The 13,343-nt window shown below is 72.3% G+C and carries 15 protein-coding genes; 5 read left to right on the top strand and 10 right to left on the bottom strand.

Translation table 11 applies throughout. The annotated features are described in order from the left end of the window. Window positions 1-10: 10 nt before the first annotated feature. Together AC1DXT_RS08300 and AC1DXT_RS08295 are read right to left on the bottom strand one after the other, a co-directional pair. Window positions 11-1,393 carry an MBL fold metallo-hydrolase gene (locus AC1DXT_RS08300; RefSeq protein WP_477060889.1) on the bottom strand — a complete coding sequence of 461 codons (1,383 nt, stop codon included), beginning with the start codon at window positions 1,391-1,393 and terminating at the stop codon, window positions 11-13. Window positions 1,394-1,644: 251 nt separating this feature from the next. Further along, entirely contained in the window at window positions 1,645-2,883 is a 1,239-nt protein-coding gene (locus tag AC1DXT_RS08295; RefSeq protein ID WP_477060888.1) for a BaiN/RdsA family NAD(P)/FAD-dependent oxidoreductase, read from the bottom strand. Between the two features lie 163 nt (window positions 2,884-3,046). On the opposite strand from AC1DXT_RS08295, the gene AC1DXT_RS08290 reads away from it, so the two are divergent. Further along, window positions 3,047-3,688: a hypothetical protein gene (locus tag AC1DXT_RS08290; RefSeq protein WP_477060887.1), complete on the top strand. Its 642-nt coding sequence runs from the start codon at window positions 3,047-3,049 to the stop codon at window positions 3,686-3,688. 3 nt (window positions 3,689-3,691) lie between these two features. Here the strand turns inward: AC1DXT_RS08290 and AC1DXT_RS08285 are convergent, their stop codons facing one another. From AC1DXT_RS08285 to AC1DXT_RS08270, 4 genes are read right to left on the bottom strand one after another with little or no spacing between them, the layout of a single operon-like run. After that, on the bottom strand, window positions 3,692-4,096 hold the full coding sequence (locus tag AC1DXT_RS08285; RefSeq protein WP_056087586.1) for a VOC family protein: 405 nt from the start codon (window positions 4,094-4,096) through the stop codon (window positions 3,692-3,694). Window positions 4,097-4,106: 10 nt separating this feature from the next. Further along, window positions 4,107-4,559, bottom strand: a complete 453-nt coding sequence (locus tag AC1DXT_RS08280) for a helix-turn-helix transcriptional regulator (RefSeq protein WP_477060886.1) — start codon at window positions 4,557-4,559, stop codon at window positions 4,107-4,109. Further along, window positions 4,556-4,900 (bottom strand): hypothetical protein, encoded by a 345-nt coding sequence (locus AC1DXT_RS08275; protein WP_477060885.1) that lies wholly within the window; start codon window positions 4,898-4,900, stop codon window positions 4,556-4,558. Before AC1DXT_RS08275 ends, AC1DXT_RS08280 begins: the two co-directional genes overlap by 4 nt. A gap of 19 nt (window positions 4,901-4,919) precedes the next feature. Beyond that, window positions 4,920-5,492: an NADPH-dependent FMN reductase gene (locus AC1DXT_RS08270; RefSeq protein ID WP_477060884.1), complete on the bottom strand. Its 573-nt coding sequence runs from the start codon at window positions 5,490-5,492 to the stop codon at window positions 4,920-4,922. A gap of 153 nt (window positions 5,493-5,645) precedes the next feature. Here AC1DXT_RS08270 and AC1DXT_RS08265 point away from each other — a divergent pair, with 153 nt between their 5' ends. Next, window positions 5,646-6,920, top strand: coding sequence for an ABC transporter substrate-binding protein (locus tag AC1DXT_RS08265; protein WP_477060883.1), 1,275 nt, complete (start codon window positions 5,646-5,648; stop codon window positions 6,918-6,920). 4 nt (window positions 6,921-6,924) lie between these two features. On the opposite strand, the gene AC1DXT_RS08260 is transcribed toward AC1DXT_RS08265, so the two are convergent. Genes AC1DXT_RS08260 through AC1DXT_RS08250 form a run of 3 tightly spaced genes read right to left on the bottom strand, consistent with a single transcriptional unit; the run spans window position 6,925 to window position 10,378 of the window. Beyond that, a complete protein-coding gene (locus AC1DXT_RS08260) occupies window positions 6,925-8,445 on the bottom strand; it encodes an ATP-dependent DNA ligase (RefSeq protein WP_477060882.1) in 1,521 nt (506 codons plus the stop codon). A 39-nt stretch (window positions 8,446-8,484) separates the two neighbouring features. After that, on the bottom strand, window positions 8,485-9,372 hold the full coding sequence (locus AC1DXT_RS08255; protein WP_477060881.1) for a diacylglycerol kinase catalytic domain-containing protein: 888 nt from the start codon (window positions 9,370-9,372) through the stop codon (window positions 8,485-8,487). 1 nt (window position 9,373) lies between these two features. Beyond that, complete coding sequence (locus AC1DXT_RS08250; RefSeq protein WP_477060880.1) at window positions 9,374-10,378, bottom strand: SPFH domain-containing protein; 1,005 nt, start codon at window positions 10,376-10,378, stop codon at window positions 9,374-9,376. An 86-nt stretch (window positions 10,379-10,464) separates the two neighbouring features. Between AC1DXT_RS08250 and AC1DXT_RS08245 the strand changes: the two genes are divergently transcribed. Continuing rightward, entirely contained in the window at window positions 10,465-11,148 is a 684-nt protein-coding gene (locus AC1DXT_RS08245; protein WP_477060879.1) for an NUDIX hydrolase, read from the top strand. Here the strand turns inward: AC1DXT_RS08245 and AC1DXT_RS08240 are convergent. Continuing rightward, window positions 11,145-11,552, bottom strand: a complete 408-nt coding sequence (locus tag AC1DXT_RS08240; RefSeq protein ID WP_477060878.1) for a YchJ family protein — start codon at window positions 11,550-11,552, stop codon at window positions 11,145-11,147. The genes AC1DXT_RS08245 and AC1DXT_RS08240 overlap by 4 nt on opposite strands. Window positions 11,553-11,826: 274 nt before the next feature. Between AC1DXT_RS08240 and AC1DXT_RS08235 the strand changes: the two genes are divergently transcribed. Further along, a complete protein-coding gene (locus AC1DXT_RS08235; RefSeq protein ID WP_028049733.1) occupies window positions 11,827-12,030 on the top strand; it encodes a cold-shock protein in 204 nt (67 codons plus the stop codon). Between the two features lie 147 nt (window positions 12,031-12,177). Then, window positions 12,178-13,257 (top strand): fatty acid desaturase family protein, encoded by a 1,080-nt coding sequence (locus AC1DXT_RS08230; protein WP_477060877.1) that lies wholly within the window; start codon window positions 12,178-12,180, stop codon window positions 13,255-13,257. The last annotated feature ends 86 nt before the right edge of the window (window positions 13,258-13,343 follow it).

The raw sequence follows: 13,343 nt of genomic DNA, 5'->3' as shown, positions 1-13,343 counted from the left end.
CGCGCACCCGTCAGTCGACGAGCACCCTCTCGCCGCGGCGCGGGACCGTGACCGCGCAGTCGCGGTCGTCCCGGATCCGGTCCGCGAGCGCGTGGGCGGCCTGCTCCTCGCCGTGCACGACGTACACCGTGTCGGGTGCCGTCGTCATCTCCCGGAGCCACTGCACCAGCTCGTCGGCATCGGCGTGCACGGAGAACTCGTCGTCGTGCACCACCTCCGCGCGCACGGGCACGTACCTCCCGAAGAGCTTGACCTCCCGGGCTCCGTCGGCCAGGGCGCGACCCCTCGTCCCCTGGGCCTGGAAGCCGGTGAGGACGACGCTGTTGTGCCGGTCGGGAAGCCATTCGCGCAGGTGGTGGACCACCCGCCCTCCGGACGCCATCCCGGACGCCGAGACCACGATGCACGGCGAGCGCGGCTGGTTGAGCTCCATCGACTCGCCCGGGCTCCGCGCGAGCCGGAGGGTCGGCAGGTCGACCAGGTCGGGGCCGATCCCCTCCTTCAGGTCACCCCGCGCGGCGGCCTCCCGGTAGACGTCCAGTGCCGCCAGAGCCATGGGGCTGTCGACGATGACGGGCACCTCGGGGATCGCCCCGCGCTGCAGCAGATCCGAGATCGCTCTCAGCACCAGCACGGTCCGGTCGATGGCGAACGCCGCGACGAGCACCGACCCCCCACGAGCGATCGTCCGGCGCACCGCATCGGCCAGGTCCGCGTGCTCGACGTTCACCGAGGGATGTCGTCGGTCGCCGTACGTGGACTCGATGACGACGGTGCGCGCATCAGGCGGGGACGCCCTCGGGGGCAGCACCGGGTGCGAGGTCCGCCCGAGGTCGCCGGAGAAGAGCACCCGTGCGTCTCCTGCGCAGACCAGGACGCTCGCCGAGCCCAGCACGTGGCCGGCCGACGACAGCACCGCGCGGACGCCGCCACCGAGGTCGATCTCCTCGCCGTAGTCGGCGGACCTGAACCGGTCGATGGCGTTGTCGGCGTCGGCCACGGTGTAGAGCGGCAGCGGCGGGTCGTGACGGGAGAACCCGCCGGCGCGGGCGTACTGCGCGTCCCGCTCGTTGAGGTGACCGCTGTCCCGCAGGACGATGGCGGACAACGCACTCGTACCAGGGGTGAGCCACACCGGTCCGCGGAACCCGTCCCGGACGAGCACGGGGAGATACCCGCAGTGGTCCAGGTGGGCGTGGGTGACGACGACGGCGTCGATGCTCTCGGGGGGCACGGCGAACGGTTCCCAGTTGAGCCGGCGCCACTTGCGTTCCCCCTGGTAGAGACCGCAGTCGACGAGCAGGCGGTGCCCGTCGTGCTCCAGCAGGAACGCGCTCCCGGTGACGGTCCCCGCTGCGCCGAGGAACGTGAGGACTGTCTGTTTGTCGTCCACCTCAGGACTCCCGCCTCCGGCACCCGCCGGCGCGAACCACCCCCGCACGATCAGGCTCCCTGACCGCGCCGGTCGACGGACAGGGCCGGAGGTCCCGCCGTTCGAACAGGGGACGTTCTGTGCCAGACCTGCGAGTAGCGGCTCGACGCGATGGTGACGCCGTCAGCCAGCCGGACGACGGCGAGCCGGGCACCCTCGCCGTGCAGAAGCTCGAAAGGCTCTTCCTCCCTCGCTCGCCCGACGTCGCGAGGTCAGGCCGGCGCGACCCGGGCGGAGAGCCACGCGAGCGCGCCCTGCGCCGCGACGACGCCGGTGCTGAACGACGCCTGCAGCAGGTAGCCGCCGGTGGGCGCCTCCCAGTCCAGCATCTCCCCCGCGACGAACGTTCCCGGAACACGGCGCAGCATCAGCGACTCGTCGACCTCGTCCCACGCGATCCCGCCCGCGGTCGAGATCGCCCGGCCGATCGGCATCGGCGACGTCACCCTCACCGGTACGGACTTGACCAGCGCGGCCGTCGTGGCCGCGTCGCCCGGCAGCGGTCCCCCGCTCGACTCGCGCAGCAGCGAGATGCCGACCGGGTCGAGAGCGATCGAGCGGCGTAGCCAGGTGGAGCCCGAGTCCTTCGGGCGGCGACGCTCCTGCAGGCGCTCGGTCAGCTGCTCGACCGTCAGGTCAGGTCGGAGGTCGACCTCGAGGACGCAGTGCCCGTCGGCGTCGACGGCGTCGCGGATCGCCGCGCCGATCGCGTAGACCGGGCCGCCCTCGAGCCCGGTCCGGGTCACCATCGCGTCGCCACGCACGGGCCGTCCGGTGTGGCCGCGGACGCTCAGGGCCACGTGCTTGAGCGGCGTCCCCTCGAACCGGTCCGCGAAGGTGCTGGTCCAGTCGACCCGCACCCCGACGTTCGCCGGCCGCAACGGTGTCACCGCCACGCCGCGCTCGGAGAACGGGCCGAGCCAGCCGCCGTCGGAGCCGAGCCGCGGCCAGGACGCCCCGCCGAGCGCGAAGACCACGACGTCGCTCGTGACCTCGACCTCCGCCCCGTCGGCCCCGGTGAACCGCAGGCCGCCGGGGTGGTCCGTCCAGCCGAGCCACCGGTGCCGCCGCTCGATCCGGACGCCGAGGTCGGCCAGGCGCGCCAACCACGCGCGGACCAGCGGGGTGGCGCGGAAGGACCGCGGGAACACCCGCCCGCTCGACCCGACGAACGTCGGCTCGCCCAGGCCGGCGCACCAGTCGCGCAGGTCCTGCGGGCCGAACACCTCGAGCATCGGCGCGAGCCGTTCGGCGGCGCTGCCGTACCGCGCGAGGAAGGGGTCGCGATCCTCCGAGTGCGTGATGTTCAGCCCTCCGTGGCCGGCCAGGAGGAACTTGCGGCCGGGCGAGGGCATCCGGTCGTAGACCGTGACCGTGACACCGGCGCGGGCCAGCACCTCGGCGGCGATCAGCCCCGCGGGTCCACCGCCGATGACGGTGGCCGTGGTCATCGACCGAGCCGGAGGGAGCAGCGGACGGGGCGCACGCGCCGACGCTAGCCCACCACCCGGCCGCAGAGCTGCGGACGCGCACGGTGCGCGCACGCGGTTGCGGCGTCGCACGCGCGAGTCGTCGACCCCCTAGCGTGACTCCCAGCGCCGGAAGGAGACGACGATGCCCGCACCCGAGCCGCCCCCGATCCCTTCCCCGGCGGTGCGCGCCCAGATCCTGGCCACCGAGCACTGGAGCCTGCTGGGCACGCGGAGCACCATGTGGTCCGAGGTGATGAGCCGGATCACGATCCACCTGACCGTCGTGTCCGCGTCGCTCGTCGTGCTGGCGCTCGTCGCGCAGACGTCCGGCTTCGGGACCCCGTTCCGGATCCTGTCGATCGGGCTCGCGTCCGCCGCACTGATCCTCGGCACGTTGACCGCCGTCCGCGTGATGAACGCGAGCCACGACGACAGCGCCCTCATCCTCGGCATGAACCGCATCCGGGCGGCGTACGTGGCCCTCGACCCCGGCGTCGCCGACTACCTCGTGACGTCGTGGGAGGACGGCCGCGCGGGCCTGATGGGCACCTACACGATGGGTCTGCGTCGTTCCACGGTGAGCCACGTGCTCGGCAGCACGTCGATGTTCGTGAACGTGGTGAACGCCCTGGTCGCGGGCACCCTCGGAGCGCTGGTGGCCAACGCGACCGGCGCGGGCGCCACCGTCACGGCCGTCGTGGGCTCGCTCTGTGGCGTGCTCTACCTCGTTGCGTGGCTCGAGTACGGCCGTCGCACCTTCGTGGAGCCCCGCGCCGGGGCGTGACAGTCAGGAGGACTGGTTGATCCGGACCATGTTCCCCGACGGGTCCCGGAACGCGCAGTCGCGCGGGCCCCAGTCCTGCTGGATCGGCTCCTGGAGGACCTCGGCACCGGAGGAGCGCAGGGTCTCGAAGGTGGCGTCGAGGTCGTCGGTGCTGAAGACGAGCATCGGCAGGACGCCCTTGGTGAGCAGCTCCTGCATCACGTCGCCGTCGGCCTGGGAGCGGCCGGCGTGCGGGTCGGACAGGACGATGCCGAGGCCGGGCTGGGCGTCGGTGCCGAGGGTCACCCAGCGGTGCTCGCCGGAGGACACGTCGTTCTGGACCTTGAGGCCGAGGGCGTCGCCGTAGAAGGCGATCGCCTCGTCGACGTCGTTGACGGTGACGTTGGTGTACTGGAGTGAGATCGTCATGACGACGACGTTAGGACGCGGCCTCAGCCGGTGCTTCTCTGATCCTGCTCGATGTCCCGCTCGATCCGTCCCGAGCCGGCCGCGTGTGCGTCTTGACCACGCACGTGGGCATCGCCTTGACCGCCGCGTGCTCGTGCCGCCGGTAGGCCGTGGGGCTCTCGCCGACGATCTCGGTGAACCGGGAGCTGAACGAGCCGAGCGACGTACAGCCGACCGCCATGCACGCGTCCGTCACGCTCATGCCCGCGCGGAGCAGCGCCATCGCGCGCTCGATCCGGCGGGTCATCAGGTAGCTGTAGGGCGTCTCGCCGTAGGCCGCGCGGAACTTCCGGGAGAAGTGCGCGGGGGACATCAGCGCCTTCTGGGCCATGGTCGGGACGTCGAGCGGCTGGGCGTAGTCGCGGTCGATCAGGTCCCGGGCACGCCGCAGGTGAGCGAGGTTCTCGAGCTCCTCCGGGGTCATTTTCCGACCGTAGCATCGGGCCCCGACGGCGTCTCGGGGTTGTCGGACGGCTCCCGTCGGGCGATCGCGAGGACGTGCCTGCGCTCGAACGTCACGGTGTCGCCCGCGTGCAGCCCGCGCAACTCGGCCGGGTCGGAGCGCAGGGTCCCGACCAGCTCCTCGTCGCCGACGGCGGTGACGCGGACCCACACCCGCTCCTCGAGCCCGTCGCGCGGCACGACGACCAGCTTCACCGCGTCCCCCACCTGCAGGGCGGACGTCGCCTCGACTCCGGGCACCCGGGCGTGCCGCTGGACGGCGTCGGCCAGGGTCCACGGGGTCGAGCGTCGGAACAGGTTCACGCCGGGAGCATAGGTCGGCTCACCCGCGCGGCAGGACCGTGAGGACGCGGACCAGGTGGTCGCGGAACTCGGTCATGAACGCGCGCAGGAAGTCGGCGGTCGACGCGTCGTGCACCGCGCCGTCCGGCGTGAACACGTCCGGCGAGAAGTGGATGTACGCCTCGGGCGACGTCATCTGGCGGGCGTTGCAGAAGCTGAGGACCGCGCGCAGGCTCTGCTGGCCCACCGCGGTGCCGATCTGGCCGATGGACGCCCCGATCACCGCCGCCGGCATGTGGTCGAAGGAGTTCTGCCCCCAGGGCCTCGACGCCCAGTCGATGGCGTTCTTCAGCGCCCCGGGGATGGACCGGTTGTACTCCGGCGACACGAACAGGACCGCGTCCACGGCACCGATGGACGCCTTGAGCGCCGCGGCCTCGGGCGGGTAGTCCGCGTCGAAGTCCGGGCTGTACAGGGGCAGGTTGCCGATGGGCAGCTCGACGAACTCGAGGTCGTCGGGCGCCAGGCCGATGAGCGCCTTGGACAGGACCCGGTTGATGGACGTGGACGAGAGGCTTCCGACGAAGTACCCGACCGTGTAGGTGCGAGGCATGGGTGTTCCGTTCCGTTCCCGGCGACCGTGGTCGTGAGGCCGGCCGTCGACGTCGACGAGTGCACGAACCTGACGCTCTCCACGCTACGTCCGCGGCGCGCTGAGTACATTGCGAGACGGCAGGCGCTCCGGAGCTGATCCCCAGGAACCACGATGATCGTTCGTCGCAGGGCCGGACTGACCCTCGGGCTGCTCGCCGCGGTCGCGATGGCCGCCTGCACACCGCCGGAGCCCGAGCTCGCCGGTGAGCACGTCGACGTCGTCGGGCTGTGGAGCGGCCCCGAGTACGACGCCTTCGCGACGGTCGCGTCCACCTGGGAGGCCGACACCGGCGCGGTCGTCGACTGGCAGGGCTCACAGGACATCGCGCGCGACCTGGCCACGCGCCTGGAGGCCGACGACCCGCCCGACCTCGCGGTCCTGCCGAACCCTGGCCTCCTGCACGACCTCGCCGACGAGGGCGTGCTGGTCCCGCTGGCCGTCGACCAGTTCGACCAGGACTACTCACCGGCCTGGCTCGGCCTCGGCAGCGACCACGGCGAGCTGTACGGGGTGTTCGCCAAGGTGTCGAGCAAGGCGACGGTCTGGTACGCGCCGCGCACGTTCGCGGCCGACGGCTACGACGTCCCCGCGACGTGGGACGCCCTGACGACGCTGGCCGACCGGATGGTCGCGGAGGGCCGCACCCCGTTCTCCGTCGTCGCGCCGAAAGGTCCGGGCTCCGGCTGGGCGCTCACCGACTGGGTGTCGCAGCTGGTGCTCGGCGCCTGCGGCCCGGCGCGCTACGACCAGTGGGTCGCCGCCGAGATCCCGTGGACCGACGCCTGCGTCCGGGGCGCGTTCGACAGGTTCGCCGCGCTCGTCACCACACCGGGGTACGTGCTGGGAGGCACCGAGGCGATCCTCACGACGAGCGACGCCGACGGGGTCCTCCCGCTGTACACCGACCCGTCGACCGCTGCCCTGTACTCCATGGCCTCGTTCGCCCAGGGGTTCATCACCTCGGCGTACCCGGACCTGGTCCCGGGCGAGGGCTACGACTTCTTCTCGTTCCCCGCGGTCGATCCCGGCAACGCGGGCGCGATCACCGTCGGCGGCGATGTCGTCGTGATGATGACCGACACGCCCGCCGCCCGGTCGTTCCTCGCGTTCCTCGCGGGCGCCGACGCGCAGACCGCGTGGGTGGAGCTCGGCGGCTACACGTCCGCCAACCGGAACGTCCCGCCGGACTCCTACGCCGACCCCGTCGCCCGCTCCATCGCCGAGCAGCTCACGCAGGCCGAGGTCACCCGCTTCGGCGCCGGCGACCTCATGCCCGCGGAGGTGCAGCGTGCCTGGTGGGCGGGGATGCTCGAGCTCGTCGAGGACCCGACGACCCTGGACGCACTGCTCGCCGCCCAGACGCAGCTCGCCGCAGACGCGCGCTGACCGGTCAGACCGCCAGCGCTCGCACCATCTCGATCGTGTCCGCCTCGGCCGCCGTCTTGTCGTCCCGGTACCGGACCACCCGCGCGAACCGCAGCGCGAGCCCGCCCGCGTACCGGCTCGACCGCTGCAGCCCGTCGAACGCGATCTCCACCACCTGCTCCGGCCGCAGGTGCACCACCCAGTCGTCCAGGGACGACGTCGCCAGCTCCGTGAACCGCTGCGTCTGCCAGCGCAGCATCTCGTCGGTCATCCCCTTGAACGTCTTGCCCAGCATCACGAACCCGTCGCCGTCGCGAGCGCCGAGGTGGATGTTCGACAGCAGCCCGTGCCGCCGCCCCGAGCCCCACTCGACCGCGAGCACGACGAGGTCGAGGGTGTTCCGTGGCTTGACCTTGACCCAGGCCGCCCCGCGCCGGCCGGCCTCGTAGGGGGCGTCGGCCGCCTTGATGACGACACCCTCCTGGCCGGCGCGCACCGTGTCCGTGAAGTAGGTGCGGGCGACCTCGACGTCCGCGGTCACGGCGCGCTGCACGACCGAGGCCCCGGCGACGGCATCGAGCGCGTCGAGCCGGCGGAGCAGCGGGGCGTCGATCAGGTCGACACCGTCGACGTGCAGGCAGTCGAAGAAGAACGGCGTCAGGGTCACAGCGGCGGCGACCTCGGAGTCCTTCGTCGCGGAACGGGCCGACGTCTCCTGGAACGGTCGCGGCCGCCCGTCCGGACCGACCGCCAGGGCCTCCCCGTCCAGCACGAGCTCGGACGCCGGCATGGCCCGCACCACCGCGACGATCTCCGGGACGCGGTCGGTGATCTCGTCGAGGCTCCGCGTGAACACCCGCACGTCGTCGCCCTGCCGGTGCACCTGGATGCGGATGCCGTCGAGCTTGCTGTCCACCACCACGGGTCCCGGACCGAGGCTCGCCCAGGCGCCGTCGACGTCCGGCGCCGACTGCGCGAGCATCGGGCGCACGGGCCGCCCGACCACCAGCGTGAAGGCCGCGAGCGCTGCCGCCGGGTCCGGGGACGTCAGGGCGGCGACCGCGACCGGCTCGGTGTCCCCCGCCATCATCGCCGCCCTGCGCACGACGTCCGGTGGCACGCCCGCGGCCTCGGCGACCGCGTCGAGCAGCAGCGCGTCGAGCGACCCCTGCCGCAGCTCGCCGCTGACCAGCCCCCGCAAGAGCCGCTGCTCGTCCGGCGTCGCGGCCCCGAACAGCGCCGCCGCCTGCGCGCTCCGCGCGGTGCCGGAACCGGGTCCGACCAGCAGCGACATCGCCTCGAACGCCGTGTCCACCTGCGCGACTGTGAGGCTCGGGGTGTCGGTCGGCGCCGGCAGCGAGGTCAGCGACCGCCAACCGAGACCGGTCCGCCGCTGCCGCAGCTGACCGCCGAGGTACCGCGACACGATGCCGACGTCCTCCGCCGGGGTGCGCCGCAGCAGGTCGACCAGGAGCGCCCGCTTGGCCAGGCGCGACCGGGTGGTGGCCAGCGCGGAGGAGGTCGTCGCGAGGTCGGCGAAGAGCATGTCGGCATCCTCCCGCCGTCCGCCGACATCCGCCGCCGCTCAGACCAGCTGGAGCGTCCGGTCCGCGAGCGCCAGCGTGATCGTCTGCCCCCAGGTCGCGGTGAGCCGGTCGGCCTCGAGACCGTCGCCGAAGACCACGAGCGCGTCCGACTCCACGACCACCGTCAGGGCCTCGCCGTCCACCAGCCGCCCGGCGGTCAACGACGTCGCTGTGGAGGGCGACGGCCACGCCTCGCGCACGAACCAGGCGAGCGCGCGGTCGGCGGTCCCGGGGAGCTCGACCCCTCCCCGCCGCTCGCGCTGGATGGACGCCGCCCATCCCGTGGCCCCTGTGCCGGTCGCGGCGATCAGGCCCGACGACGACTGCGACTCGACGGTGCCCGCCGCCGCGATCCGGTACCGCGCGGACTGGTGGCTCGGGTGCCCGACGAAGACCTCGTTGAGCGCGTCGAGCGACTCCCCGTCATCGAGGGCCGCGCTCACCATGGCCCGCGACTGCACCCGGGCGGTCCCCCGGACGACGGCCCGCAGCAGGTCTGCCGTCTCCCTCGGCCGGTGCGTCACCAGCACGCCCGCGTTGCGGCCGGGCTCCGGGTCGATCCCGACGACGACCTGCGTGCCGACGTACTTGGCGACGTTGGCGACGAGCCCGTCCTGCCCGACGACCACGACGACGTCACCGGGCTCGAACCCGAAGCGGTACAGGTCCTCCCGTTCGACGTCGCCGCGGCGCCACTCGCCCGGGACGGCCGCGCGGACCTCACCGAGCGCCGCGTCCTGGGCGTCGTGCCGCACCTGCACGTCGGCGAGGCTGCGCCCGCGCGTCCGCAGGAAGAACTCGGCCTGCCCCCGGGTGCCGTGCCGTTCCAGCAGCCCGTCGAGCTCGGTGCGCCGATGGACCACGACGACCCGGGGCGCGAGGACCACGTCACGCCCCCTTCGCGCCGACCAGCCCGGCCAGCGCGCCGGTCACCAGGTCGGGCGTCACGGTGAGGTTGCCGATGCTCGGCAGGTTGCCGGCCAGCTCCCGCATCGCCAGCGCCGCGAGCACCTCGCGGTCCACGCCTGCGTAGGCGGCGAGCCGGGCTGCCTCGGCGGCGCCCTCGGCCTCGCCGACGATCCGCGTGCTGTGCGCGTTCGCCTCGGCCAGCAGGCCCTGCCGCTCCGCCGCGGCGTTCGCCTCGATCAGCGCGGCGGCCGCCGCCTCGCTCGCCCGGGTGCGGGCGTTCGCGCCGTCCTGGGTCACCAGCTGCTGCTCGCGCAGCGCGAGCTCGATCCGGTTGGCCAGCTCGTTCTCGGCGATGGCCCGCTCGCGCTCCACCGCGAGGGCCCGGCGCTCGAAGGTCGACTTGTCGGCCTCGCCCTGCGCCTGCTCGCGCGCCGGCGTCTGCAAGAACCGCTCCATGTCCGCCTCGGCACGTACCGACCCGATGCGAGCGCCGAGCACCTCGATGCCGGTCGACGCCAGCCGCTCGTCGGCGCGCAGCCCCTCGGTGACCAACCTGCGCAGCGCACCGCCGCCCGAGGTCACGGCCTCCAGCACGGTCATCCCGGCGAGCGCGTCCATGACCTGGCCGGTCGCCAGCTCGCTGAGCAGGTGCGCGACCTGCTCGAGGGGGTTGCCCGTCCAGCGCCCGGTGTCCGGGTCGATGGCGAAGTCGAGCCGTCCGGCCACCAGCGCCGGGTCCTCGAACCGGAAGCTCACGGTCACCTGGACCGCCACGTCCTGGAAGTCGGCGGTGCGGGCGTGCGCCACGAGGGGCAGCTCGCGGTCGTCGACGGGGATCTCGCTGATCACCGCCGAAAGGGGCCGGAACCAGAAGGCCAGCCCCGCGCCGTCGTGCCGGAGCCGCCCGGCGTGCAGGTGGAGCACGTGCGACGTGGGCGCCGTGCGCAGGTGGCGGGCGAACGGGTAACGCTTGATGGTGGCCATCTCAGGTCCTCTCCAGTATTTATCGTCATATCGACCTTAACCAGTGCTGCTTGTTCTCGTCAATCTGACGATATAAAGTCACCCGCATGCCGTTCCCGCCGTTCGCCGTGACCGTGGACCTCGTCGCGCTCACGGTCCGGGACGAGGCGCTGCACGCGCTGCTGGTCACCCGCGGCGAGGAGCCGTTCCTCGGTCGGCCCGCGCTGCCCGGCGGTTTCGTGCGCCCCGACGAGGACCTCGTCGACGCCGCGACCCGCGARCTGGCCGAGGAGACAGGCCTGCAGCGCGGTGGCGCGCATCTGGAGCAGCTGGGCTCGTACGGCAGCCCGCACCGCGACCCGCGCCTGCGCGTGGTCTCCGTCGCCTACCTGGCGCTGGCCCCCGATCTGCCTGACGCGCGTGCCGGGGGCGACGCCGCGGCGGCCGGCTGGGTCCCCGTCGCCGACGCCCTCGAGGCCGACCTCGCGTTCGACCACCGCGCGATCCTCGCCGACGGGGTCGAGCGCGCCCGCGCCAAGCTCGAGTACACATCGCTGGCCACCGCGTTCTGCGGTCCGGAGTTCACCGTCTCGGAGTTGCGCCACGTGTACGAGGCCGTCTGGGGCGTGGCGCTCGACCCGCGCAACTTCCACCGCAAGGTCACCAGCACCGCCGGCTTCCTGACGGAGACGGGACGCACCGTCGTCGACGGCCCCGGTCGCCCCGCCGCCCTCTACCGCGGCGGCCCGACCATCGCGCTGCACCCGCCGCTCACGCGCGACGGGGGCTAGGCGTCGATGCCGCCGTCGACGTACAGCCAGCGACCGTCCTCGCGGACGAACCGGCTGGTCTCGTGCAGCCGTCCGCGCTGGCCGATCGCGGTGCCGTCCTCGAGCCGGTAGTGCGCGACGAACTCCACGGTGCCGGTGTCGTCCCACGGGCCGCCCGCGTCGGTGCGGACCACGTCCAGCCGACGCCAGACCATGTTCACGTCCAGCTCGAGCTCGTCGGGGCGCGTGCTCGGGTGCCAGGTGACCAGCAGGTAGTGGGTGGCCCCGGTGGCGAAGCCGGTGTACCGGGAGCGCATGAGCGCCTCGGCCGTCGGCGCTCGGCGCCCCTCGGAGAGGTACTGCCCGCAGCAGTCGCCGTACGTGTCGCCGGACCCGCACGGACAACGGTCGTCGTGCTCGCTCATCGGCCTCCCGCCTCGTCGTCCGGGCGAACCTAGCAACAGTTCCCGCCGTCCGCGGCGGGGAGTGTGAGCAGACCGATTCGCGTCCCACGTTCCGGTCAGAGCCATGTTGCCGTACGGTTGTGCCTGTAGTCGCAGTGAATCGCTTGTCATGACGGCCAAGGAAACTTGGCAGGACGTTCTCGAGGACCACCTCGGAGACGGACGACGAACACCGTGAATACCGGTCCCGGTCACCCGGGAGTTGTCCATACCGCACGTGAGAGAAGAGAACATCATGCCTGTTGGCACCGTGAAGTGGTTCAACGCCGAGAAGGGCTTCGGCTTCATCGCCCCCGAGGACGGCGGACCCGACGTCTTCGCGCACTACAGCGCCATCACCACGAGCGGCTACCGCACGCTCGAGGAGAACCAGAAGGTCCAGTTCGAGGTCACGCAGGGCCCCAAGGGCCCGCAGGCGTCGAACATCACGCCTCTCTGAGCTGATCTGAGCTCATAGCTCCAACGCACGAGACCCCGGCCTTGTGGCCGGGGTCTCGTCGCATCATCACCGAGGCGCCCCCGATCCCGCTCATCTCCGACCGCACTCGCGCCGCGCACCCTCGCACGACCGACAGGACGGATGCCCATGAGCTCCTCGACGCTTACCCCCACACCCGCGCGACCCCGTGACAGAGCCGTCAGCGACTTCACCGAGCTGACCCGGACCGTGCAGGCCGCCGGCCTCATGAAGCGCCGTCCCGCCCACTACGCCGTGCGGCTGTCCGCCGCCGTGCTGGCGGTGCTGGGCCTGATCGCCACGATCATCCTGGTGGGTGACTCGTGGTGGCAGATCGCCGTCGCGTTCGCCGCCGCCGTGATCCTCACGCAGGTCGCGTTCCTGGGCCACGACGCCGCGCACCGCCAGATCTTCTCCGACGGCCGCGCCAACAACTGGACCTCGCTGGTCCTCGCCGACCTGTTCGTCGGCCTCAGCTACGGCTGGTGGCAGCGCAAGCACACGCGCCACCACGCCAACCCGAACAAGATCGACTACGACCCGGACATCGAGCTCGAGGCGCTGGCCTTCACGCCGGACCAGGCCGCGAAGCGGACGTCGAAGCTGTCCGTCTGGTACCTGAACCACCAGGGCTGGTTCTTCTTCCCCCTCCTGTTCCTCGAGGGCGTCGCCCTGCACGTGGCAGCCGTCAAGCGGCTCTCGTCGCGGGACAAGCTGGAGCACCGCGCCGCCGAGATCGTCATGATGACCGTCCGCCTCGTCGGTGGCACCGCGCTCGTGTTCCTGACGATGTCCTGGCCGATCGCGCTGGTGTTCCTGGCCGTGCAGATGGGTGTCTTCGGGTTCTACATGGGCGCCTCGTTCGCCCCGAACCACAAGGGCATGCCCCTGATCCCCAAGGACTCGCGCCTCGACTTCCTGCGCCGCCAGGTGCTGACCAGCCGGAACATCGGCGGCGGCAAGTGGGTCGACATCCTCATGGGCGGGCTCAACCACCAGGTCGAGCACCACCTGTTCCCGTCGATGCCCCGTCCGTCGCTGCGCCGCGCCAAGCCGATCGTCGAGGCCTACTGCCGCGAGCACAACATCCCGTACGTGCAGGTGTCGCTGCCGCGCTCGTACACGATCATCGTGAAGTACCTGAACACTGTCGGTAAGCCGGACCGCGACCCGTTCAACTGCCCGATGACCGCGATGTACCGCGTCTGACGCTCCACTCCACGAAGCCCCCGCCGCCCTTCCGGGCGGCGGGGGCTTCTTGTATTGGCGAGGGTGCACGACTCTGACGAACCCCC

Source organism: Cellulomonas sp. P1_G12_2, assembly GCF_056405535.1.
The sequence above is the reverse complement of the archived record's forward strand: the minus strand, read 5'-3'. Positions and strand labels throughout refer to the sequence as shown.

Bases quoted from the DNA above. Each gene is read 5' to 3' on its own strand.
- AC1DXT_RS08295 (WP_477060888.1), bottom strand. From the start codon at position 2,883: ATGACCACGGCCACCGTCATCGGCGGTGGACCCGCGGGGCTGATCGCC.
- AC1DXT_RS08290 (WP_477060887.1), top strand. From the start codon at position 3,047: ATGCCCGCACCCGAGCCGCCCCCGATCCCTTCCCCGGCGGTGCGCGCC.
- AC1DXT_RS08285 (WP_056087586.1), bottom strand. From the start codon at position 4,096: ATGACGATCTCACTCCAGTACACCAACGTCACCGTCAACGACGTCGAC.
- AC1DXT_RS08280 (WP_477060886.1), bottom strand. From the start codon at position 4,559: ATGACCCCGGAGGAGCTCGAGAACCTCGCTCACCTGCGGCGTGCCCGG.
- AC1DXT_RS08270 (WP_477060884.1), bottom strand. From the start codon at position 5,492: ATGCCTCGCACCTACACGGTCGGGTACTTCGTCGGAAGCCTCTCGTCC.
- AC1DXT_RS08265 (WP_477060883.1), top strand. From the start codon at position 5,646: ATGATCGTTCGTCGCAGGGCCGGACTGACCCTCGGGCTGCTCGCCGCG.
- AC1DXT_RS08260 (WP_477060882.1), bottom strand. From the start codon at position 8,445: ATGCTCTTCGCCGACCTCGCGACGACCTCCTCCGCGCTGGCCACCACC.
- AC1DXT_RS08250 (WP_477060880.1), bottom strand. From the start codon at position 10,378: ATGGCCACCATCAAGCGTTACCCGTTCGCCCGCCACCTGCGCACGGCG.
- AC1DXT_RS08240 (WP_477060878.1), bottom strand. From the start codon at position 11,552: ATGAGCGAGCACGACGACCGTTGTCCGTGCGGGTCCGGCGACACGTAC.
- AC1DXT_RS08235 (WP_028049733.1), top strand. From the start codon at position 11,827: ATGCCTGTTGGCACCGTGAAGTGGTTCAACGCCGAGAAGGGCTTCGGC.
- AC1DXT_RS08230 (WP_477060877.1), top strand. From the start codon at position 12,178: ATGAGCTCCTCGACGCTTACCCCCACACCCGCGCGACCCCGTGACAGA.